25 protein-coding genes are annotated in these 23,988 nt (G+C 35.8%); 16 read left to right on the forward strand and 9 right to left on the reverse strand.

The features are described 5' to 3' along the window. Positions 1 to 70: 70 nt before the first annotated feature. The 9 genes from ESZ50_RS11620 to ESZ50_RS02575 form a co-directional block, all read right to left on the reverse strand. Positions 71 to 232: a ComC/BlpC family leader-containing pheromone/bacteriocin gene (locus ESZ50_RS11620; protein WP_187387527.1), complete on the reverse strand. Its 162-nt coding sequence runs from the start codon at positions 230 to 232 to the stop codon at positions 71 to 73. Between the two features lie 40 nt (positions 233 to 272). Further along, positions 273 to 437: a bacteriocin gene (locus tag ESZ50_RS02540; protein ID WP_148622038.1), complete on the reverse strand. Its 165-nt coding sequence runs from the start codon at positions 435 to 437 to the stop codon at positions 273 to 275. 242 nt (positions 438 to 679) lie between these two features. Continuing rightward, a complete protein-coding gene (locus ESZ50_RS02545) occupies positions 680 to 2,209 on the reverse strand; it encodes a glycosyltransferase (protein ID WP_148622039.1) in 1,530 nt (509 codons plus the stop codon). After that, positions 2,210 to 3,736, reverse strand: coding sequence for a glycosyltransferase (locus ESZ50_RS02550; RefSeq protein ID WP_148622040.1), 1,527 nt, complete (start codon positions 3,734 to 3,736; stop codon positions 2,210 to 2,212). Between the two features lie 18 nt (positions 3,737 to 3,754). After that, positions 3,755 to 4,054 (reverse strand): hypothetical protein, encoded by a 300-nt coding sequence (locus ESZ50_RS02555; protein ID WP_148622041.1) that lies wholly within the window; start codon positions 4,052 to 4,054, stop codon positions 3,755 to 3,757. A gap of 379 nt (positions 4,055 to 4,433) precedes the next feature. Further along, a complete protein-coding gene (locus ESZ50_RS02560) occupies positions 4,434 to 7,100 on the reverse strand; it encodes a DNA topoisomerase (RefSeq protein WP_148622042.1) in 2,667 nt (888 codons plus the stop codon). A 160-nt stretch (positions 7,101 to 7,260) separates the two neighbouring features. Beyond that, the gene (locus tag ESZ50_RS02565) at positions 7,261 to 7,674 is read right to left on the reverse strand and encodes a type II toxin-antitoxin system RelB/DinJ family antitoxin (protein WP_148622043.1); all 414 of its coding nucleotides are present in this window, start codon (positions 7,672 to 7,674) and stop codon (positions 7,261 to 7,263) included. A 226-nt stretch (positions 7,675 to 7,900) separates the two neighbouring features. Next, positions 7,901 to 10,657: a TraM recognition domain-containing protein gene (locus ESZ50_RS02570; protein WP_148622044.1), complete on the reverse strand. Its 2,757-nt coding sequence runs from the start codon at positions 10,655 to 10,657 to the stop codon at positions 7,901 to 7,903. Between the two features lie 32 nt (positions 10,658 to 10,689). Further along, positions 10,690 to 11,280 carry a hypothetical protein gene (locus tag ESZ50_RS02575; protein ID WP_148622045.1) on the reverse strand — a complete coding sequence of 197 codons (591 nt, stop codon included), beginning with the start codon at positions 11,278 to 11,280 and terminating at the stop codon, positions 10,690 to 10,692. A 214-nt stretch (positions 11,281 to 11,494) separates the two neighbouring features. On the opposite strand from ESZ50_RS02575, the gene ESZ50_RS02580 reads away from it, so the two are divergent. From ESZ50_RS02580 to ESZ50_RS02655, 16 genes are all read left to right on the forward strand, one after another. Further along, positions 11,495 to 12,412 carry a DNA/RNA non-specific endonuclease gene (locus ESZ50_RS02580; RefSeq protein WP_148622046.1) on the forward strand — a complete coding sequence of 306 codons (918 nt, stop codon included), beginning with the start codon at positions 11,495 to 11,497 and terminating at the stop codon, positions 12,410 to 12,412. A gap of 667 nt (positions 12,413 to 13,079) precedes the next feature. After that, a complete protein-coding gene (locus ESZ50_RS02585; RefSeq protein WP_187387528.1) occupies positions 13,080 to 13,871 on the forward strand; it encodes a ParA family protein in 792 nt (263 codons plus the stop codon). A 4-nt stretch (positions 13,872 to 13,875) separates the two neighbouring features. Further along, positions 13,876 to 14,199 carry a hypothetical protein gene (locus ESZ50_RS02590; RefSeq protein ID WP_148622048.1) on the forward strand — a complete coding sequence of 108 codons (324 nt, stop codon included), beginning with the start codon at positions 13,876 to 13,878 and terminating at the stop codon, positions 14,197 to 14,199. 838 nt (positions 14,200 to 15,037) lie between these two features. Further along, entirely contained in the window at positions 15,038 to 16,426 is a 1,389-nt protein-coding gene (locus ESZ50_RS02595; RefSeq protein ID WP_187387529.1) for a replication initiation protein, read from the forward strand. Positions 16,427 to 16,558: 132 nt separating this feature from the next. Beyond that, on the forward strand, positions 16,559 to 16,753 hold the full coding sequence (locus ESZ50_RS02600; RefSeq protein ID WP_148622050.1) for a hypothetical protein: 195 nt from the start codon (positions 16,559 to 16,561) through the stop codon (positions 16,751 to 16,753). Next, positions 16,737 to 17,234: a hypothetical protein gene (locus ESZ50_RS02605; RefSeq protein ID WP_148622051.1), complete on the forward strand. Its 498-nt coding sequence runs from the start codon at positions 16,737 to 16,739 to the stop codon at positions 17,232 to 17,234. The genes ESZ50_RS02600 and ESZ50_RS02605 overlap by 17 nt, the downstream gene beginning before the upstream one ends. 9 nt (positions 17,235 to 17,243) lie before the next feature. Next, positions 17,244 to 18,365: a hypothetical protein gene (locus ESZ50_RS02610; RefSeq protein WP_148622052.1), complete on the forward strand. Its 1,122-nt coding sequence runs from the start codon at positions 17,244 to 17,246 to the stop codon at positions 18,363 to 18,365. Beyond that, positions 18,358 to 19,077, forward strand: coding sequence for a hypothetical protein (locus ESZ50_RS02615; RefSeq protein ID WP_148622053.1), 720 nt, complete (start codon positions 18,358 to 18,360; stop codon positions 19,075 to 19,077). Before ESZ50_RS02610 ends, ESZ50_RS02615 begins: the two co-directional genes overlap by 8 nt. A 113-nt stretch (positions 19,078 to 19,190) precedes the next feature. Further along, positions 19,191 to 19,691, forward strand: a complete 501-nt coding sequence (locus ESZ50_RS02620) for a hypothetical protein (protein WP_148622054.1) — start codon at positions 19,191 to 19,193, stop codon at positions 19,689 to 19,691. A 70-nt stretch (positions 19,692 to 19,761) separates the two neighbouring features. After that, complete coding sequence (locus tag ESZ50_RS02625; protein ID WP_148622055.1) at positions 19,762 to 20,112, forward strand: hypothetical protein; 351 nt, start codon at positions 19,762 to 19,764, stop codon at positions 20,110 to 20,112. A gap of 13 nt (positions 20,113 to 20,125) precedes the next feature. Next, positions 20,126 to 20,398 carry a hypothetical protein gene (locus ESZ50_RS02630; RefSeq protein WP_148622056.1) on the forward strand — a complete coding sequence of 91 codons (273 nt, stop codon included), beginning with the start codon at positions 20,126 to 20,128 and terminating at the stop codon, positions 20,396 to 20,398. Between the two features lie 16 nt (positions 20,399 to 20,414). After that, positions 20,415 to 21,494, forward strand: a complete 1,080-nt coding sequence (locus ESZ50_RS02635; RefSeq protein WP_148622057.1) for a hypothetical protein — start codon at positions 20,415 to 20,417, stop codon at positions 21,492 to 21,494. Between the two features lie 119 nt (positions 21,495 to 21,613). After that, positions 21,614 to 22,642 (forward strand): hypothetical protein, encoded by a 1,029-nt coding sequence (locus ESZ50_RS02640; protein ID WP_148622058.1) that lies wholly within the window; start codon positions 21,614 to 21,616, stop codon positions 22,640 to 22,642. Positions 22,643 to 22,652: 10 nt separating this feature from the next. Then, complete coding sequence (locus ESZ50_RS02645; protein WP_148622059.1) at positions 22,653 to 22,988, forward strand: hypothetical protein; 336 nt, start codon at positions 22,653 to 22,655, stop codon at positions 22,986 to 22,988. 14 nt (positions 22,989 to 23,002) lie between these two features. Beyond that, a complete protein-coding gene (locus ESZ50_RS02650; protein WP_148622060.1) occupies positions 23,003 to 23,272 on the forward strand; it encodes a type II toxin-antitoxin system RelE/ParE family toxin in 270 nt (89 codons plus the stop codon). A gap of 14 nt (positions 23,273 to 23,286) precedes the next feature. Beyond that, positions 23,287 to 23,988, forward strand: a 702-nt coding sequence (locus tag ESZ50_RS02655; RefSeq protein WP_148622061.1) for a LysM peptidoglycan-binding domain-containing protein, incomplete at its 3' end; no start/stop codon positions are given.

Raw genomic sequence — 23,988 nt, forward strand, 5'->3', positions numbered from 1 at the left:
ATAGTCCTTTTGATAAATAATTAAATTAAAAATAGGAGGTAAAAATCTTTGATTTTCGCCTCCTATTTTGCTATTTATGAATACCAGCTTTAAAACCTTTCTTGAAGTCATCAAATTCTCCAAGTAGGCCATAGGCTATACTGGCCCAACCGACTCCCTTGCCGCCAACAGTCGCAGCTAATTCTTGATGATCAAGTGCATCAAAACTATCTAATGAATTTAATTTACTCATAATATGCTCTCCTATTAACTGAAATTATTAGAAAATTATCTTAATTGTTTATCGCAGAAACATGATGCCCAGGAAGCGATCCCCAAGCAACACCTCCACGACCGACAACGTAACCAGCGAGGTATCCCAATATTGTGCCACCTTCAACTTCTGACATTTCTGTCTCTGTCAATGACTCAAATTTATTTAACTTATCTAGTCCCATAATTAAACCTCCATAAGAATACATTGAAAACAAAAGATATTCATCAAGAATAATGACTATCTCATCTACAAAATTAATTATACGACCTATTAAAATAAAGTAAATAGTTTATTATATTTCTCTCATAAACAGGAGGATTTAAGAATGAATTAAGGTCTTCTGATCTTAGCTTATCTAGGAATAATTACCCAAAAATTCATACTTCATATTCATTTTCCTCTCTACATTCAACAACTGTGCAATTATTGCTCTATATACACCATCCGGCCAGCATTCAACTGATTCTTCCATCGCAATGCTGCATCACCGTACAGCAATCCACTTCTGTTTAGGTCCATTGTATTTCGATCTGATGCGCCTAGAATATGCTCTACAATGACATTCACCATTCCTTGGTAATCATCTTCATTAATAATTGAACCAATGTTAGCCGTTTTTAAGTGCTTTGTACCATAACCCATGTCCATATACACTGGGAATGTGCCGTATTCGAGCGACTCAACAATGGCTAACGGAAAGGAATCATCATCACTTGCTTTTACAATGATGTTTGCTTGCTTATAAGCCTCAACCAATTTGTCATTTGTCACATACCCTTTTATGTGGACATCTTGCTCTAAATTAAGCCTTTTAATTTCGGCAGATAACCTAGTTGAAATTGGGCCATAACCGTATATATCAAATGTAGCTGCAGCAATACTAGTCTTAATCTGAGTAAACATCCCAAGTAGTTCAATCAGATGGTTAGATTTTGACAAACTGCCGACAAATATTATCTTATATTGGTCTTTACCTGACAAATACTTGTCGGACTGGTCCATAGTGATACCAGCGTATGGAGCAACCATGATATTAGTTGTCAAGTTTTGTATTCCGCCAGACCAAGCGATGAGATCACGTTGTTGTTCAGGTGTTGCTACTATAATCCCGTTTAGCTTTTCTGCTTTAAGTTTGACTGGATCGTTATACCACCCAATCAAATTTGAATTCACCTGGTCTTTCTTGTCAGTTGCGTGCACTTTTGGGATGGTCACAAACCGATCTACCGGTTCTGCCATTTCCAATACACTCTGATACGCTACACCTGGTCGATCCGCTACGAACACGGCATGTTTGTCTTTGGCATTCAATTCATTCAGGAAGAACACGAACATATCATCATAGTTGTTAAAATATAACTCATGATTTTCATAATCTACGAGATGTATCAAGGATAGTGTAGCTTGATCGCTCTCAGTCCTAGAAAAGAACTCTTCAACTACTACGTTGCCATTAATATCGTAAGATACTTGATGTAGTAGTCTACTATCTTTATCGAAATACAATGTTCTTGATTTGAAGCCTCGAAAATCAAACAAGTCGGAAGACACTAAACGATCATATTTATCAAAATAATCAATTTGCTTGATTCTCCCGAATGTACCAGGGACAATAATAATTTCCATCACAGTTCGTGAACCTTCAAATACTACGTGCTTGTTTGCTCCTGTTTTGATATTATAGTCAGCTGGTAAATTGAGGTCTTCTAAAGTTAGAAAATCATCCCCGGGATCAAGAACGTCTGTGACTCCTTGGAAATAATCAAACATGTTTAATATCGAGCCAACGGGTAGACCATACCGTATACGTTTTTGCTCGTGCAGATTATCATAGTTTCTTGTGACAATAGCAGTTTTTTCGCCAATAGAATCAAACATCCGAACTCGATGGAATTCTGCATGTTCAATACCAGAATTAAACTCTAACAGGTATTCATTTACGAAGTATTTCAATTACTTAGCCCCTTTCTTGATTATCTCTTTCCAAGATTGGAAAGTAGTTTCTTGAGAATAACGATTTGCATTCTTATACGAATTATCACTGTACCGTTGCAACACAGTTGGATTTTGTAGCAAGTTCACAATTGATACAGCCAATGATTCCACATCGTTAAGTTCTACTAATGCACCGTCCACCTGATCGTTGATGATATCATTGGGTCCATAATTTACTCTGTACGCAACATTAGGAACTCCATGAGACTGAGCTTCCATCAAAACTAACGCAAACCCTTCAGCAGATGAAGTCAGTAAATGTAGAACAGAATTGTCAAAGACTGTAGAAACATCTTCCGTATAATTCTGAAACGATATTACCTTCTCCAGCTTCTTATCTCGGACTAACCCCTTTAGACGGTTCTCTTCATCGCCGTTAGAGTATCCCCAAAAGGTAAGCGTGACATCGGGTAATAAGTTATGCACTATCTCAAAAGCGTTTATAGCTTGCTCTTGTTGTTTCTCAGGCGATAATCTCGCTACCATAGTTACATTTCCATGCGTGCGTTCAGCAATCGGAATACGTGGCGAATTCATAACTGATTCAGGTACACTTCCAACTGGTATAGCGTATATTGGTGTTTTCTGTCCCCACCGCGCAATTAAATCATCTTTTTGCTTCTCAGTAGGTGTAATAACACCATCCCATTTTTCAATATTGTTCAATGCGTATGTGTAATTGAAATTCAATGACGAATTCAAAATGTCATTCGGTTTATTTAGATGGTTTGAATGAATGTGCATATACTTATGTGCCTCACTACGCATATTCAGTACGGACCAGGCCAACTCAAAAGTCCGGTCAACCACAAAAATATTATTTCCTAAATTCTTTGAATTCAACTCATCAAGAAAGAACCTTGTTAAGTCAGCTTGGCCATTAAAAGTGTAATTTCTACCTTTGTAGCCAATTAGCATATATAAAGTGTTATCGACTTCATTGTGTGCGGCTTCTCCATGAAAAGTTTGGTAGACAAGAGAACCAGTCGGACTATAAACTTTCTCAACAACAATAGAGCCCGCTGCATTGTATATTTGCTCCAAGGACATAAATCCTCTGGTATCGTAATGTTGAGTTTTGCTTATATTTTGATAAGCATCATACGTAGTAATACTTTCAACTTCATCATATTCAGGGCTACGCATTTTAATTCGTTGAATGATACGTTCGCTGTTGCGCACCATATATCCATTTTCATCTTGATCATTAATCAGTAACTCTAGACCAAGCCCAAAGTGTAAGTCTTCAATCCCTACGTGGTTTTGCATGAAACTAGTTGAACCTTGAAAATAGTCAAACAAATTAATTACTTGATCATCATCTACTCCAACCGACCTCATAACCTTATGAAGATCCAAGGAAAAGTTTTGAGTGACGATTTTAGCTTCAGTATTAAATCGGTTGAATAATGCAAGACGTTTTAGCTGTGCATGTTCAACCCCAGACATCCCCTTCGCAAAACCAGTATTTACAAAATAAAACATTTATTCATCTTCCTTTCGCTAATGATTGTTTTTATACCTACCAAGGTACCGTTCTCCGTTGATTGTTGACTCTGAAATACCAATCTTATTCGCAATGCTTTTTAGTGAAAGTCCAGTCGTGTATAGATACTCAAATGTCCTATAACGTTCTGTATACTGTTCATGATTCCTTTTTTTATCAAGATTGTTCAATCCCTGAGCAAACGCCGGTGATTGTTTAATTGAGATTGTTTGGGTTGCTGCCTTTTCAACCGTGACTCCATTGAAAGAAGCATTCTTTTCAAAGTTATAATTTCCAACAGTCCCTACATCGTTCATCGTTACTCTCCATCATGTATTTGTTTAAAATTTAATATATGTTATTCTTATTTTGTCGAAAGACATTGTAAATAATACTGGGTGGCACCTGTATTCTTTCAACGTTTATTGGATTGATCTATCTGTCAATTTTTTAAACACTCTACATCGTTCAACATGCATAGTCGCACCTTGTGTGCTGTACAGCTTGCTGGTTGATGTTAAAAAGCGTCGTTTGTTTACTTATTTATAAGTATTCAACGACGCTTTTTTTAGTTCCATCCCTCTATTCCTAACAATTATCCAAATATTGCTTCAATATTATTATCGACATTGTTTAAACAATGTTCCAGCATTATCAGGAGTATTGTTAAGAAAATTGATACAGCTTATATCTAAATTAGAATATAAACTCCTCTTGATAGACTTCAAGGAGGGTCACACCATTAATCACCCTTTCCTCCAACAAAGCAGTGACACCTTGTAATTGGACACTTTTTTGATTGATTAGTTCTTTCATTTCATTCACTGATATTTCTTGTATTTCCTTTATGGACCAGATATACTTTCTGCCCTCATATTGCAACTTGCCATCTGTTACTTGCAAATTATTGTTACCATAAGTCTCGCTATCCATTTGTACTGCACTAAGGTGTTCAGTACGCGACGTCGACGTAGAAATATCATTAATGGCACTTTCCTTGAAGGGTACTTGCGGATCAGATGATTCAACATTTTCTAATTCCACACTTTTTAAAACCGGCCTTACAGTAGGTGTTAATTCTGAAACAGATTGTTTTACATCCGGCATTGGTGGCTGTTTATTGTCACTTGAATGTTCAGATTGAATGTCCACATCTTGTTTTCTTGTATGCTCTTCCTTATGGGCAACTTTCGGTTCAGGGTCCGAATCGTGCGTAGGCGCTTCCCCTGGTATCACATCATACCCACTAATTATCTTGGCAATGAAATCGTCTGTCGTCATTTCATCGTTATTCACTGGGGTGCTGTTTGTTTCAAATTTCTCAGTATTGTCGGTATATTTCGGCAATCCATCATGGATTTCTACATCTGCAGAGGACTTAGTTTCTACCTGATTATCAGATTTAACTAGTTGCTCTGTTTTTGGCCGTTCTACAAGTTCATTTCGTTCAACATTTAAAGGTGCGATCCCTAGTTCTGAATTATTCGCTAATTCAGTTTGAGTACGAATATTTGTATCAGCAGATTGAGTCGTTTGTTTACCAAATGAATCGTCTTTATTTGGTACGGCACTCAAATCATTGTCATTTTTGGATAAAGTATTAGATTTCATGATGGGGATGTCATTTTTCAACATTTCCTTCACTTGCCTAAGAACCTGATCTTCGGAGATAACACCTTGTCCATAATCGTCTATTTGCTTATGCAAGAATTTGGTCGTATCCTCAGAGGCTAGCATTGTACCTTGCATGATTCTGGCTCCATACATACCTTTCTCTGAGTTCGTTAGTATTCCCCCACGTTCTTCGATAACCATTTTCTCGTCTACAAGTTTTGCAAGAGTTTGCACTCGCGTAGCCCCAGTTCCTATCTGTTGCCTGAATAGAAAGTCCATCAAAGTCTTTTGAGTCATCAGAGGTGGCCTACTAGTTACTGCTTCATCTACTATTGGAAATGCGACCTTATTAAAGCCTTCCCAGACACTAAAGAAGTTCTTTGTTGGCTCTATGATCAAATACCAGTTTGGTTCTACAATTATGCTTTTAGATGCGGTCATTTTTGGATATTCAGATAAATGAGCGCTATACGTTGCAATCGTTGCATCCTTCGAGAATAAAGCCAAAAATCTTCTTGCTAGATATAAATAAATTGCCTGGGCGAATTCACCAAACTCATCCAACTCCTGTAATGAGTCTGGAACTCTTGTACCAGGCCTATTTGCCCCATGACTTCCCCCATCTTCAATAAAACGTTTTGCTAAAAGAGTAGATGGTTTCCGGAAATCGAGTACGGACTTATCGGCTTCAATTACATTGGCGATGCTCTCAGACACCGGTCTTAATTCTTCAAACTGTTCATTAGTTATCTTTCGGTCCTGAGTACGCGGATAGGACACGTAACCTTTTTCATACATTTTTTGGTAGGTCTCCAAGACAACTTTTGACGTAGCTCCCAATTTCGCCATCTGACCTGATAATGTAGATAAGTCGGGCAAAATTGGAATTGCTCTTTTAGAATATTTCACGTCTTCTTCTATAACAGTTGCCGCTTCAACCATTGAAGCAATGCTATTATTTGCCTCAATTGGGCTATCGAATACATGTTCTTCATCTCTATCAGAAAACTTATGCGAATTTTCCCCGGGCTCATCATTGTCTACATATTTAACTTTGTAAGTGGTAGTTGGCATAAATGAGCGATTTAGTTCAAATTGATTGTAAATTTTTGATAGTATTATCGTTTTCAGTCTACCTTCATTGATGACTTCACGCTTTTCTAACGAAGACTGAGTTAGAGTGGATGCGATACGAACATACTGCTGGGTTAGAAAATCAAACCTTTGCCTAATTTCTGCCTTGCGAACTGGGATATTTAAATTAGTATCTACTGGTCTCAAGTTCCTAAAAGCCCTAAGTATAGAATTACGTGACTCATCACTAAAATCTAACCTGAGAACATTTCTATTGTTATGTAGAAAATCAAGTACCTCCCAAACTAATAAGTCCCCTTCTCCTGATGGATCATTATCTGTTGCTATTACAATGTTTTTTGTTCTAGGTAGAAAGGAACGTAAGTTTTCAAGCACCTTCTCCTTACCCGGTAACATTTCTTTTTTCCAACTAAATATTCTGTGATCCCATATATCACTCACAGTTTCAGGAATACCCCAGCGTTTAATTTTTTCTTCAAGTACTGGACTAACCATTTGATGTGGTTCTAAGAGTCGCATTATATGACCTTGAAGTGACACCAATTGATAATTACCACCATTTTCCAATTGCCCCCGGTCTCCACCTAGAGCTTTACTAAAGTTTTGCATGGCAGATGGTTTTTCCGTTATTACTAAATAATCAATAAATTCCATTTTTTCTTCTTTTCTGTTGATAGCGTTATTTATCTATATTTACAATAATAACAGAACTTTATAACCTTTAAACAACCTTTTGATAATCTTTTGAAACGAATTGTATGATTACAAGAGCAAAAAAAAGATACCAATGTTTGCACATCAGTATCTTTGATTATTAAAATGTCATTTGGAAAGGCGAACGTCCATTCGCAATAGTTCGATAAATTGCAAAAGTCATAAGTGCCTGAATGGTGAACCCTTCTTCTTCCAAAATCTTGTTGGCTCTGTCCTTCTGTTCACGAGTAAAACGCACCTGGATAGGAGTACGTTCGCCATGAGCCTCCGGTGTGTTTTGTGGACCATTACTAGGGACATTATCAAACTGATCCTGTTTACTATCAGCATTAAAGAAATCTAAGTGCATTGGCGACTTACCATTTTTTATCATTTGTAATACAACAAATCGTAGTAGATCTTGTACCTGCATTCCGTCCTTAGCTAAAATGCTGTTAGCCTTATTTTTAATATCTTCAAAAATTCTGACCTGTAGAACTACTTGTTCTTCATTGGCATCTTGTTTGGTTGTCATTTTATAACCTCTGATAAACTTAATTTAATGGTTTTATTATATCAGAGATAAACTTCTAATAAAATGAATTTTTTTTGAACTCTATTGTCTTAATCTATTTACAAGTTGTAAGAGGAAACACCGCAAAGCCTATTATGCTGGGATTTTTCCATTTAATACTATTAAAATCCTGAAATTCATTTTAAATAGATATTTATGTTTTAGTTAAGGCCAAACGGACCAATTATTAGATAATACCAGACTCTACTTGCTCTGCATTTCCCTTAGCATCAGTCTTATCAGTTACCAGATATTCCTCCTCCCCTTTTGTCTCAAATTCTTTAATGAGAGCTACAACGTCACCATTTAGATCCGACTGATTGTTTTGTCTTGAATAACCAAACTGCAGCTGTGCTTCGTAATTGTTAATATCAAATGCGTTAAGGTCCTTCTCGTATTGTGCCTTATACTCTTCGGGCGTCATCTTTACATTCGCCTCTTGAGGTTTAGCATTCTCAATTTCTGTTGCAGCTGCAGCAACCTTATCAGCCACAATATCTTCATCGAGGCCAGAAATAACATCAATTAATTCAAGTTCAATTTTGGAATATTCATGTTCAATTCTACTATTAGCTGCGTCATTCCAGATCTCTTCAAGAGCTTTCATATCATTTGACCCCTCTGAACTATCAAACTTCTCACTCTCAGGCAGATTTTCAATTTCAGCCCAAATGTTTCTGAGTTCGTTGTCTGGTCTTGGGTTTGATACTACATCCATCTTCTGTTTATTATCTTGCATGTACGCATATGCAATTGTGAATTCTTCTAGCCCTTTAATCTCTTCTGGTGTCATTACCTGACTTTCAACTGGTTTAAAGGTATTACGCATACCCAGCTCAAAATGTTTATAAGTCCCCATAATTTTCGACATCACTTCAGCATCCTGTATGCTACCACCACCAAACACACCAATTGTTCGAGCATTACTTATTAGTGTTTCATAAAATTGTGCTCCAAATTGTCTTGAAAGTTGTGCAGAACCTGCTTGAACAGCCATAGTATACGGAGAATTGTATTTTCGAGCTTCAGCTAAAACTTGTGGGAACCCTTCATAAATATACCCTGCGACCTCATCCATTATTGAAGGAATCACAACTTCCCCATTTGCTGATCTATTCAAAACTGCGTTGTTATGGATAATGAATTCTAATCTAGCAATTGTAGATGATACCAAAGTTGTATTCTCTTGAGATTGAGCTCCTGTTTCATATAGATTAATGCCACCGTACTTAAATATATCTTCCGGATTAATGGGGTCATTTTCAGTAAACAACAATCTATATACCGATGGGTTTGTATGAAGCTCAGAAAAACGATTGTAAAGGTTCTTAACATATTGTTGTTGTGTATCTACCAACATACCTTTATCCGATTCAAAAAAGGTACTTGCAAGAACTTTAAATACTCCATTAGCAATATTGTGTTGCATTTCAACTTCTCGAAATTTTGTCTCCAGGGCTTTCATTTCGGTCTCGTAATCATAATCAGTACTGTCTATATCTAAGGCACTCATCTCACTAATGATTTTACCCTCTAGTGTTTCATACCCAGCAAGTAACTCACCCCTATATTTTTTTAAGTCTTCAAATGTACTTTCTGGATCAGTTACATATAAAAATACTTTTTCTAACGACGGATTGATTACCTTTCGCTCTCTATTATGACTCTTAGCTTCTTTGTTTTCGTGTGCTTGTTCAAGTAACGTTACATATTTTTGAAGATAGACTCTCAATCTTAAATAGTCACGTTCAGACTGAACAAAGAAATCATTGCCACCCTTTTCCGGAGTTAAAACTTCAAGTAATAATCCTTGAACCTTTATAACTGGGCCATGCATTATCATTAAGCTCCTTGTGTTTTCATCGTATGGCTTAATATGATTGATCACTTTTTCAGGAAGCCCCATTGCCAAGGCCATGCTATGTGCTTTTTCTGCAAAATCAGCTGGATCTATTGAGACAAATCCACCAACATAATTCGCCCCACCCTTTTGAGATATAAGCAAATTTTTTTCTTTTAATTCATGATATGCCCTAATAAAATAAATGTATTTCTGAATTATTTGTTGTGCGTCTCTTAAAAAAACAACGGAGGTTTTACCAGTTCCTACAACTCCTTCGATCAACTTGTTTAACTTAGTATCGTGAACAGGAACCACAACCTCCTCTTTCGTTTTGACGCTACGTCCTAGTATCATATTACCTTGATTTTTGTCATACTTTGGAAGATATAACTTTTGTAAATCCTCATCATAAAATTCGTACTCTTTCAGCATTTCGTCTTGGTATTGATCGTAACGAATCATTTTACCCATCCAGCGAGCATAGAGTTGCGCAGCAATCGCATAGGCAGCTGACATAAGAACCAAATGATTGAATATCGGCCAACCAGTCAACATATTGACAGTTCCCTGAGATATCCAGGAAACGTGATGAATGGTCATGTAATTCAATATTGGAATTAGCCAAAAGACAATTGGTAACTCAATTAGCAAAGCCACTCCCCATTTTAGTGTGGTTAGCATTCTTTCTAACAGTCCATATTTCAGCTGCTTTCTTTTTTCTAAGGCTGTATCATCGTCGTTACCCTCGAACCATGTATTGAGATAAGACACATTTATGTAACTCACAAAACCAAATAAATACTGGTCTACAATGTAAACCATACAAACGGCAATGATCGCTACCGCAAATATTATTGGTAAGAATACTGCCGTTCTAAATGTAAAACCGATCAATCCCAGGACAAAAGTGCCCCAAAAACTAATTATTATCCCTTGCCTTAGTCTCACAGCAATATCAGAAAGTTTATCAAATGCTATTTCTAAGTCGTATTGTTCACCGCCTAAAGATAGAATCCATTTTTTTATTATTTTTCTTCCTGACACCAGGTATTTTATTGGAAAGCTTTCTTTCTCGAATTTATCACTTCGTAATTTATCCATAATAGGTCCTTTGTTTCTTTACTACTATCTCTCTATAAAATTTTATGAATGAACATAATAATATGAAATACGACCACTGCGAATGTAAAAATCATTGCTATGGTCACCATTGTTGGCAGCGTTCTGTACTCCCTTTCACCATCTTGCGTTAGCCTTGGATCTCTGTATAACGACCCCACAAAGAAATTAATCAGGTTATCTATCATAATCAAAGGAGTTCTATATAGGAATGTTATTATCATAACCACTATCGCTAACAAACTAGCTATTGACGTAAATCCTAAGTTCCAGACACCGAACACTAAGACCAAAAATACAGTCATACCAATCACAACAAAATACAAACCAGTGATTAATACCTTCACAACACCTAATCTTCCGTTGTGAGTATCATCTTGATCAACAGGATCTCGAGCAACGGCTGAAAGAATAAAGAGCAAAATAATGACAAAATATATTACAAACCAGACCCAAAAACTAATATTTCCAAATTCTATGCCATTTTTTAACAATTTCATCACTGGCATATTTTGAGTAGCTGTCCCCTTCCCATTGTCATTATCAAAATTTAAGTAACCGTTGGTAGCTTTCAAAAGTAATAATGAAAACAACTTTATATTCATTGTCATACTCCCTTCGACATAATCACGTTTAACATTAGTTACCACATTACTAGGACATTATCCCAACAATGTCTCTTACATTGTTCCAATATTATCGAAACATTATTGTGTAAATAATCAATATCCGTCCACGTGCTGATATAATTATAACAGTTTAGAATTTACGAAAGGTTATTAAATGGTTTAATTATGGTTATACATTTAATTAGCAGCGATGAAAAATAAGTTATTATCAGTAAAGCCAACAGTTCGACAATTAATTGTTATTCTTGTATTTGCCGGCTTAATTATTGTCCAATTCTTTTCCTCACCACTTTGGGTTAATCCTGGCAGAACATCAATTGCTAAGCCCAAATCACAAATTAATGAAACTATCACCAGTTCTTCTACTTCTCAAAAAAATGAGACAAGAAGGATTACCCATCAGACTATAGGCAACCCTCCGACCAAAAAACTTGCTGAAAGCATTCTAAGTGGCAATATGTTGAGCCAAGTATATAGTGAAGACCATGTTGATTCTGAAACTATAAAGTGGAACGGGTTCGGTGCTTTTGAGATTAACAACAACAAGTCTAATCTCAAGACCGACAAAAATGCTGGAACCTATGTATCCTTTGGGCAACAAACAAATACGGGCCAGAATACAAAATCTGTAGCGCAGGTTGATAAATCTAGTTATCAGCCGAATAAACGTGAGGAAACTGGTAATGGAAGAAGTGATTTCAAACCAGTAGGATTTCATCAAATGAAAATCGGTGGTCCATACAATTATTTGTATAATCGAGGACATGCTCTAGGTTATGCTATCATTGGCAATATTAGTGGTGTCGACGCGTCGGAATCAAATAAGAACAATATTACGACTCAAACTGCCTGGTCCAATCAAGCATCAGAAAATGATAATCATAATACCGGTCAAAATTATTATGAAGGAATAGTACGAGCAGCTGAAACAGAAGGCAAATTTATTATTTATTCCGTATCTCCAATTTATCAAACAAAAGATGATCTATTGCCAGTAGCTAACCATCTAGAAGCTAGTTCATCGGATGGGACAGTAAACTTCAATGTATTAATTCCTAACGTACAACCCGGTTACCAAATAAATTACGCAACGGGATATGCAAATTAAAAAAGATGATAGTGAGTTCACTATCATCTTTTTTCGTTTTTATAAATTTATGTTCCATATTGCACCACTATTATCCTTAGTATTATTACTACACTGTCTCAGCATTAGATGTATGTTATCGCGCACAATGTTTATTATAATGCACCTCCATTGCCACAACATTATAGACAACATTGTTTAATGTATTACCTATGTAATTTAAAAAATATGTCTGATTGGTACAGAAAAATGCTTACGTATCGCCTTTTAGAATAAGTAAAACGTACTATTGCTATAACATTATTCGCTATATTGTTTTAAAAATGTCGAAACATTATCTTGATATTATCCATAACATTTCTTATAATATTGTTTGTACATTGTTGAAACAATGCTCGAGATATTGTTATAACATTTCATTACTAATGTTTAGACAATTTAGAGATGTTGTTTCTAATATTGTTTAAAATAATATCAAGATGTTGTAAGGATAATACCAACCATCTTGTAAAGGAATTATACTTAACATTATGGCAACATTGTTCTGAACAATGCTTTAGAATTAAAATATACATTGTCCAAACAATACTTAGATAATGTCGATACATTATACTGGATAATGCCACACACATTATCAAAGTACGGATATTATTCAAGTTCGTTTCAATCATTAGAACGGGAGATGCAAATGAGCACACAAGTAATTACTATCGGTGCCGCAAAAGGGGGAGTAGGTAAAACTACAATTACTTTTAATACAGCAGGTTTTTTAAATAAAATAGGAAAGTCTGTTTTACTAATGGACGGTGACTACCAAGGTTCGCTTTCTAGTATTTATGGGAAATTTGATAAGTCAATTGACGGTACAATGTATTCAATCTTTGACCCTCATGACGGACCGGTTAAAATCAGAAAAATTACTGACAAACTATCAATAATTCCAGCAAGTAAAGATCTAGAACGAGTGGATATCATTACTTCGAACAGGCCAAATCAGTACTTTATCCTATACGAATGGATAAGCAACAATATGGACATTGTTGGGGAATTTGATTACGTCTTAATCGATACTCATCCACAATTCCTAACAATGGAAAAAAATGCAGCAGTAATATCTGATTATTTAATTCAACCTCTTGGACCTGGGCGTTTTGATTTTAATAATGCTATTGTTGATTATACTGAGAGGTTTAACGAGTTCAAAAAACAATTAGTTGATGTTAAAACAGGAGAGAGCTATGTTGACGCTCAACTCTTGTACTTGGGCAATAGAGCTAAAACAAATACGACTAGTAGTCATGAATTCGATGAAAGTTTAAAGGAAATTCCTGATGTTATAGATCTAATGCACGAACGTGAGCCAATGAACCAGAGCATTTTATTAGGAAAATCAGTTTTTGAAATGGATGATTTACCTAATACTGCGATGGCAGAATTTGAAAGAGTTTTTTCAAACATTGTAAGTAAGGTGGAGGAGTAAGAACATGGCTTTACAAGAAAAAAAGAAATTTTTTGATGGTAACCCACTACAAGGAATTGAATCCGATAACAGTGCACAAAATAGTGACCAAACAATCACTACTACGCAGCAAACGGCTACTTACGATAGCAATCAGCCAAAATTTGAATTACCTAAAGCTGTAGATGCGAAAGAGAAAACTGTTACTGTATCAATGACAATGGCGCCTTCTCTTAAACAAGCTATGATTGATAAGGCAAAAGAACTTGGCTATCTAAATAATAAGGGTGAGGGTAGTCTTAGTGAAATCACTACTAAATTGTTTAAGGCATATTTGAATATTGATTAAGAAAGAACCAGGGTTTTAAAAACTCTGGTTCTTTTTCCCTAATTTGTATCATAGAGAGTATTTATGAGTGATTTTAGGGTACTTGTTTGGAGGAGCTTATTGATATACATATATTTAGAATTAAAGAATAGAAAAATTGATAAATTGACCATAAGGTATTTCCCTTAATGTCGGCGTTCGCCGAGGTTGTTTATGATATAAATAAGGGCCTATTATGATCTATAACGGGGGGTGAGATGATTAAAAAAGGGGTTATTTATGATAGGAATAGGGAAATGGCATGAGAAATAATAGGTATGAGTAATTTCATTTATGATATAAAACAGGGTCCGCTATCATAAATGGAGAATTTATCCCTATTATTTATCATAAATTCTAAAAAAACACCATTTTACAGCACAAACCCCTAAAATTGATCATATACAAATATCATAATTCATGATTAAAGGTAATAACATCATAAAATACCTTAATCGGAAGAGGATATTAGGAATTATGATAAGAAATAGGGATTATTGCTGCGTTTACCTTCTTTTGCTGATATATAGGCAAATGGGAGGTTTGCTGATTCTATCAATTTTGGATATATGATAAGAAATAGGGCTAAATGAAGTAATTTTTTCGACTGATTATGATTATGCCTATTGATGTTCTCATAATTTATGCCAAAATTGACTGTAAGAAATGATTTTATCGATCTTTATTTAATATATGAGAAATGTAGTGATTTATAGATGATGTTCCGTTGATATAAAAAAAATTTTAAAAAGGTTGTTTAATATAACTTGAATTGCGTTTTATGAGTGCGATTAGGGAAAGATGCAGAATTGGTGTTGGTATGGATAAGAATGAAACAAATATGAGTGCTCTTGAAATATTGCAGGGACTTGGTCTTGAAGAGCCAGACGGTGTAGTAGATTCTAAAGCTGAACAGAAGGATGAGGAAGGTTTTTTTGTTCCTGAAGAAATAAATACAGACCATGCATATGCAAAGGAGCACACATATAATAGTGTACTTGGACAAAATGAGGAGTACATCAAAAATACTGCGTCAGTATCACGGGAATTGATGTCGGCTAATGTTGTCACAAGTTCTCCGAGGGCATTGAAATTGTTTGGGTTAGGACTGAATGTACTTAATAATCAGTATGATGAAGGTAAATTTGATGAAAATGCTCCTCTAGAAGTTGAAATTTCTAAAAATGAACTTTATAAGTATTACAAGCTTGAAAACACGAAAGATCGTTTTAAAATTTTAGCATCGGATCTGAAAATGGCGGTTACTGAATCTGTGTTCTTTCTTGATGATAAAATCTGGTCGCTATATTCTAATATAGACATAAAACCTTCGCGAGATAGCATAATCGTCAGATATAATCAGGATTTAAAGGAACATGTAACCAGCTTAGCTACTAGAAACATTCCATTTATGCAATATTCAATTTATGGTGAAATAGAATTAAAGGCGATTCCAACTATTAGGTTGTATGAGTTATTTGACTCTTTAATCCGCCAGTATTGGTATTATAAGACTGGTCAAGGTAAAATACGTCAAACTGACCATCAGTTAGATTTAATGATTCATCCTACTTTTACTTATGAGGACCATAGGAATTATGTCGGCATAGATGATGATGGAAAAGTTACAAGAAAAAAGAAAAAGCTCTATCCACAAGCTAGTATTTACACTAGAGACGTGGTTAAAAAATCGGCCGAACAAATTACCGAGAAAACACATATCAATGTTGAATTTGAGACACTAAAAGATGGTCGTAAAACTTCCGGATATAAGTATTCAATTTCGTATAAGAAAGACTATTTGGATGAGTTACTCTCTACAAAGGGGTGGTTGAGTACAATTGATGCACCTTATAAGTCCTACGAAGAAATGAGCCAAGGAATATCTAGAATGCCTAGAGCAGAGCAAGAAAGTTTAGTTGGTAAGGCAATGTTTTCAAGCTATACTACAACGTTAAAAAGATTGAATATTTTATCAGAATCCGATGCTTCAAACCCTAAAATTTTGGCAAGCCTGGCAGCTTATGTGTACAAACAATATGATGAGCTGGCTAAGATGAAAGGTACCTCATTAGTTGAACGGCATCTAAAGAGGATAGCCACATATAGAGAAGGCACGACAGAAGAAAAGTCCAATATTGTTGGCTATCTAAGCGTGTCAATTGATAATTATTTAGCACAATTAAAAGCGGAAGATACTCTAAATTAATAATAAAAAAAACTTCGACTTAATTTTCGAAGTTTTTTTTATTGCTATAGAGATAAATAACGCTATAATTAATTTAATATGGTTATTAAAAGATTGTAGAAAGGTTGTTAATTGCATTTTAAAAAAGATGTCATGAAAGCAAAAAATGAGGCTCAGAAGGATTATCAAAAGAGACTGACGACAGCTCAACTATCAAAACAACGAGCTAAATCTTACATTCGAAATTATGCCGGATATGAAGAAATTCTGGAACTGTTAGAAATATTTAATATGATCCACCATCGAAATTTAAAAATAAGCGAGAGTCAATATGAAGAAAGTGAATAAGTCAAATAAGGTTAAAAACTTGTATTTGGTTGTAGATAGTCCAATCGCAAATTTCGATCTTACGCAGGAGGAAATTGATACTACAAGAAGAAATCTTGTAACACACCATAATTATGGACAAATAATTTTTAAATTTGTGTCGGTAGTGTTCGTACTGCTTTGTGTCACAGGTTTAGTCTTGAATTTCTTGACGGAACAAACAAATCATACGAATGCGTCGTCACCATCTAAGTCGATTAATTATCACGGAATTGAAGATGTGATTAATCAGACTAAAATGCCAATGAATCTAAAACCTGTAAAAGAAAATTCAGGGAGTGTAAACACAATAGATTTTAAAAAGCAATTTGCTAACGAACAAGAAGCTATCAAATACATGCAAACGGCTAAGGTATCAAACGCTTTAGCAGAGCAAAAATACAAGAATTATCGCATGAAGAAATTGGAAAACGGTAAATATTTAGTTTTGTACGAGAAATAGGAGATAAAAATGAATGAATTTAGTGCGTCAGCAGTAGTGAATTTTATTGATGGAAATCAGAAGTTTACAGCCATTGCAAAAGGAATTAAGGATGGAAAACCTGATTTTTCAGAGGTGACTTTGACAGAATCAATTATTCGAGCGCTTGCTGAACATGGCTTAACTAAAGAAGATCTACCAAACCTAAAAGCTACTGAGTCAGCTAATTCTGCTTTTAGAGCATTCACATATGATTTAACGGATATTCGTAGGGAAGAAGAAGCGAAAGTAGATTCAAACCCAGAACGCCAGCCAGTATTGAACGAAAATGTTGAGCAGCCATTAACCACAAATGGAAATGATGTGATTGATGATACAGAAGAAGTCGTTCCAGACATTCATATTGACTTAATAAATATCAGTAAACAAGGTAAAAATGGAGTTAAGCATTTATCCTTCGCGGGCGATACGGCGGGAACTAAGTTATATGAAGAAATTAAAAATAATCAGCTTTCGCAAAGTGACGTTTTGCTGACCCCTAAAGGAACTATTGTTGCTATACCCAGGGTCGTTTATTACTTGAAGGATTCAGTGCTAAGTACGGTGTTGGATGAAAATGAGTATAAGGAAAGTCAGAACGTTCAAATTATTGCTAATCCATCAACGACCCAAGAACAAGATCATAAGATATTGAAATTAAATAATGATCTAGAGTCAATTAAAAGTGAATTGAAACGAGCAAAAGCAGAAAATGAATCACTAAAATTAGAATTAACTGACAGAAACTCACAAGATACACGCATGAACGGACAAGTAGACGGCTACTATAAAGAGAGATATACCAAAGCTCGTGATGAAATAAATCATTTAAAAAATCGATTAGAGGACGCGAGTGTTTGGGAGGATAAATTCCAAGAGGTAAAGATTTCTGAGCAAGTTAACGAACGTATGTTGGTGAAAGAACAAGAAAAGACTCGTATTTTGTCTATGCAAAATGAAGAACTGGCTCAAAAATATGAGGTGGGCCAAAGACAAGTTAGAAGTGTCTTTGATGCGATGCGCGTAGCTAGTGAATTTTTGACTACTCAAGTGCCAGGAGTAGGTGAAAATACAGACATGCTTGAAGCCAATGTAGGAGGACATATTGAATAGTAGAATTGGAAAACGTAAATGGATGCCAGCTGTTTTCGGTGCATCTAAATCTGATATAAGCGGGGAAATCGAGGTCAAGAAGAACTCATTTGAAAATTCCCGTGATGTTCTAGGGTATGAATCGAAGAATAAGATACTTGAGGAATCTTTGCCCAAGAAACCATTCTTTAAGAAAAGAGTGCCACTACAAATAATTGTCAGGGATCGTAATCGTAAGGTGATCACTAAAAAACAAGGGATAGCTTATCGAAAAAAACAAGGTGGCCAAACTGAATTACATATTGAAGCGCAACAATATGTTCCAGAGGGCTATGAGATTTTAAAAGACCAGACACCGGTTACCTTAAATCGTGATGGAGAATTACTAGCACAGATATATGTTGACCAGATACCGGGAGCAATGACTACCGAGCGAGAAACTCAACAAGATTATGCAACAATAATAATCTTGAGACAAAAAAATATGAATTATCCTGGGATGCGAACTCAGAAAATTACAGTGGCCAATGATAACTTAGACAAATTAAGTTTCCAATCACTTGCAAAGAATATATTGCAGCCAGGGGAAATGTTTGTAAAGGATGCTCACACTATCTCTAATTACTTAGAGATGTTAGATGTTGATGCTGAGCCATTACTTTTGGAAGTCACGACTTTAGAGGATATTCAAAATACGCTAAAAAATTTCGGTTACAATGTAAATTTCGATTGATTTGTAAAATTATATATAGATTATAAATTGGTTTACAAAAGAATATTAATAGATTGCTAAATATGTTAATATTTTAGTGAAGTCCAGTTTTTTTAAAGAAAGAGGTATATGTAATGGACGCAAAAATTTCTAAGAGTAAGGTTGAAGAACTTGTTTTCAACCTTCGTTATGCGCAAGTTGGGTCAGAATTATCGTGGAAGCAAATCTTCAATCTTAATTTTTTGAAGCATGCGACTCACAAAGATGTCGAAAGCGTGATGGTGAAGTTGGCTAAGCTTCAAATTGGTCTTTTGGCTATGTTTGCAGGTAGTACAGCTTTTGCTGCGCCAAGTTCTGATTCATTTCAATCTGGGTTCACAGGTCAAGCTGGAACAGTTGATGGCGATATTATTCAAAAATTCCAATGGTTAATTGCTCTGGTAGTAGGGTTCGCAGGAATTATTGAAGTATTATTGATCGCTTGGTGGGGTGTAAAGTTGGTATCTGCTGGTGTATTAGGAAACCCTCAATCACGTTCAGATGCTTTGACAGGGGCACCATATATTATGCTAGGTATTTTCCTTTCTGCGTTTGCTCCAGCGGTCCTAGTTATGATCGTTAAGAAGATGGGATAAGTTCAATTTGGCAAGTAATGATGTGGATACGCGGTACTTAAATGCACCAATTCCTCCATATAAAGGCCCAATGCAGAAAGTAGCATTGGGCCTTCTTACTAAGACACAAACGTATGTACTATTTGCAATGGCTGGAGTAGCTATGGTACTAACGATTGTTGGAATGTATGCAATAACTGCGGGTTTTCCTGTATGGATTGTTGTAGTGGTAGTGTTTCTTTACGTTATTTGTGCAATCGTACTATTCTTAACGCGTTATTGGCCAGCAATCACTGATAATGATGGAAACGTTATTTATTATAAGGATAGGCACTATCAGTTAACAAAAAATTTTAATGTTGGTAATGAGAGTGGAACTTATAGAAATGTGATTGTTGGTGAAGAAATTGTACATGACAAGGTATATCAGGATCAACAATAAAGGAGATAGAAAAATGGCAAGAAGAAATCCCAGGTCGGGACAAAAGAATGTTTTAAAAAGTTCGGCATTGAATTCGCAGAAGGGATTATATTTTGTAGAAATTGCGTTAGTCATTATTGGGGCTGCATATATAATTTTTATGCCAAGTGGTAAGGTATTTGGAATTCCAACGAATTGGATGTTAGGTAGTATCCAAATTATTGGTGCGATTGTTCTTGATGTTACTGTTCGTAGGGGAAAAGATAATTCAAAGAAGAAGTTACAAGGTCGTGGACCACGAAGATAAGAACGGGAGAAGGTAAATGGTCAAAGCTGATGTTAATGTGAACGATACTTTATATAGTGATCTGGTCGATTTTATTAATACTGAGGAAGCTGTTAATAGAAGCAGACAGTTACAAAATGGATATCGAAAAGACAAAAGAAATCAGGTTGGCCACGACGTTCTGTATTCGAAATATGTACTCTATGGCGAAATTGTAGCTGGTTTCCAGGAATTCTATATTGTGCGGACAAATGGACCGAAATCTGAGGATCAGGGAATATATGTTTTAGTACGTCAAGCTGGTGTATTAGCTCCTAAGGATCTATCAACTGTGACTGGGAACGTTGCGTTAGTCGTCACAGATGTTGTTCCTGTACCGTATACAAAAGCTGATGGTTCAGAAGGTAAATTACTACTTACGCTTGGGACAAAGCAAGAAGCTGATGAACTCATTGGGTACTATATACAAAGTCAGCTACAAAGGAATGAAGCAAATCCAATCCAGGTCTCAGGTGTTGTGAAGAGTTTACAAAATCGTGAAGATATTACAACAGCAATAGTCGTTGCAAGAACCAATACAAACATTCCTTTTGAAGTCATGGTAAATGCTCGATATTTAGTAGACTATCAAACATACGGTCCTGTGCAACTTGAAGATGTTCTGAAAAAAAGAAGCATTGTTTCATTCGGTATAGTGAACGTGAAAATGAAGCCTTTTGTTCCTGCTGATGACAAGCCTTGGCAACAAGGACGCAATGGACTGGTGGCAATGTACCAGACCAGTCGATTACCGGACCGTCAACTAGAAGTAAGGCGAGAAAAACTAGATCGTTGGATGAGAAGTAAAATGCGCAAGCAGTTTGTTGTAGCAAAAGTCGAAAGTTCTAGACAAGAGCCATTAGTAGCAGTTTTCCCTGATGTATTCTTCTTGACCTCACGTGAAACTAGAAATGGGGATGTTGCCAAAGCAACCTTCATTAAAGGTGATGAGGGAATTACTAAGGTATGGGGCTATATTGAAGATTACAGGGTAGAAAAATCGGGTAATCGAGAACTAATTAAAGGTCGAGTTAAAATTACGGGACTAGTAAATGGAACTGCCTTTGAGCGTTCATAATTTATATATATAAAAAGAAAACGCATCTTTTTAAAAAAGTTGCGTTTTCTTTGTTGAAGATGTATACTTTGTTTGTTGGTAAGTATTGTATTGTCGATACGTGAATATATGAGAGGTGAATGTCATTGAAAACATTTATTAAAGAAGATGGTTCCGTGCCCTTCTTACCAAGTGAGTATTATGCAGAAACAACATCTGAAAAAGATGTAAATATAAAGCTTGCCTCTGAAAAAATCACAGATAGGCACTTTTACACAAAAACTGACGACTATGAGCGTGTTATCAGAAATCAATTGCCTGCCTTACATAGGGAGGTTGATAGACTTTTGAGTGACAGTGGGTTTGAAATTCTTAAATTTATAGCTACGTTTGAATTTGTACAGTTCATTCAAATTAAACGTCAGGTTCAAATGTTTCCGATGATATTTGGAAAAGACAGTAAATCTGGTAAAAAGGCAAATTGGCAAAAGGATTTGGACGCACTGCAACGTCTAGGATTAATCGAGCAATACACTGTTATGGTAGCAGGAAGAAACCTTATTACAGCATTTGCATTGACAACAGACGGATTTAACTATGTTAAACGGTATGGTGACAGAAGTGCAGTGTCTAGGTATAGGAGTCCAGCTTCGTTGTTACGGTATAGGGATGTCGAATATTGGAGATTATTTGCTATCGTAGATATTTATCAGACGTTGGTTAATGAAGGATGGTATCGCAGTAGTCGCACGAATGTCAGTGGACTTGGATATGTGAACAATCGATTATGGCATAAATTACCCGCGTTACTGGAAATGAATACGAATGATGATCGTTCGATACTATTTTATTCAGTTAGCCACCAAGATACGTTTAATCGTATTGGATCATTGTTAATGGAATTTCAAAAAGTTCGAAGTGGAAATTTCGAATATTCAAATTTTAATAACGTTAAAAACAGCAACGTTGAAATAGCAATAGTTTTTCAAAATGTTCAAATGCTTAAAAATTTCTATCAGAGTTTCAGCCGATTGGTTGCGGATGATAAGAAGTTAGAATCTTTACTTACCAGTGTTAAATTTATTGATTTGAGTATGTGGACTAAACCTGGCGGAGCAGGAAGGATAATTGTTCCAAAAGGAACCAAATTAACAACGAGTCACTTTTAACGGGGGACGTATGAAGAAACTTTGGATATGGAATGAAGGCGAAGAATATTTCGATGAAATACCGAATACTTTGAAGGTTATTGGAAAAAGAGAAAAAACTCAAATATTTTTTGGAGAATATCTTGATTTGAGCGAGTTAGGGATACCAGCACAAACAATTGTTACAGAGGCTAAAACAGAAGATTTTATAAAAGATAACGGAGATATAGATAAGTCCAGAGTGGGTAAGGCATTACAAAATCTTGGAGCAGTCACCATTGAAGATTTACGTTTATATCAACGTACGCTACCGGGTACCAATGTGTACGAATCTGCATCGAATATTTTGAACGCAGTAGAGGGTTAACAAGGGAGAAAAATATGGAATTAATTTGGAGCAAGCAGGCCCAAAAAGAGATGAAAGCTCAAAAGAATGGTTCAGCTGGGAAAAAAATAGAAACCATTCTGAGTGAAATAATGGACAATCCTTTTTTTCAGGCTGAAAAATTGAGATTTCAGAAAAGAAAAGGGGGAGCAATCTATTCGAGAAAAATTAATTGGACGGATAGACTTACATATACGTTTGATAAGTCAGCACAAACAATTACGTTGTTAGCGGTAAGTGGGCATTATAGTTCAGTCAAAAATTAAGGAGCTTTGGGATTATGCAAAAGTTTAAGTTAGTCAAAATGGGTCGTAAGCTAGTCAATATTTCAATGGGATTGATTGGAATGAGTGGAACATTAGTAGCAGGTACTGGTTTAGCGATGGCTAATGGTGAAAAAAATACTACTGATGATTATACCGATCAAAATAAGGAAACTGCCTGGAAGGCAAATTCTATTGAGCAAATTACACAACAAGTAAAGATGCAACTCGCTAAGAGCGGAATGAAGTCAGGCAATGTTCAATTACGGGACTACGTGGTTCAACCCGGTGATACTCTTGTTAATATTGCTGCAGTGTTTGACACTACAGTCAATGCCATCGCAGTTCAATATGGATTTGATAATCCAAATCTAATCATTGCTGGATATACTATTGGAAACAATCCTACAGGAAATCACAATTATGGTTCTTACTTAGTAGCTCATCCTGACGTAACGGTTTATGGTCAAGCTCAGAAGAGTGTTGAGGGAACTCAATATGAAGTAAATGACGATAAAGCCCAAGCTACCGCAATTCTTGAAAATGGTATGAATGTTGCGAAGAACGAAGTTCGTGATGGAGCAAATACTGGAGTTGTTATCGCAAAACAACAATCAGATGAAACAGCATCAAGTAACAACATTCAAGCAAGTACCTCTGACAAGACCACAAGTGAAGTTGGTGTAAGCACTGGTACCAGCACAAGCGGAAGCGAAGCC

It is taken from the genome of Weissella muntiaci, assembly GCF_008107635.1.
Taxonomy (GTDB): Bacteria; Bacillota; Bacilli; order Lactobacillales; family Lactobacillaceae; genus Weissella; species Weissella muntiaci.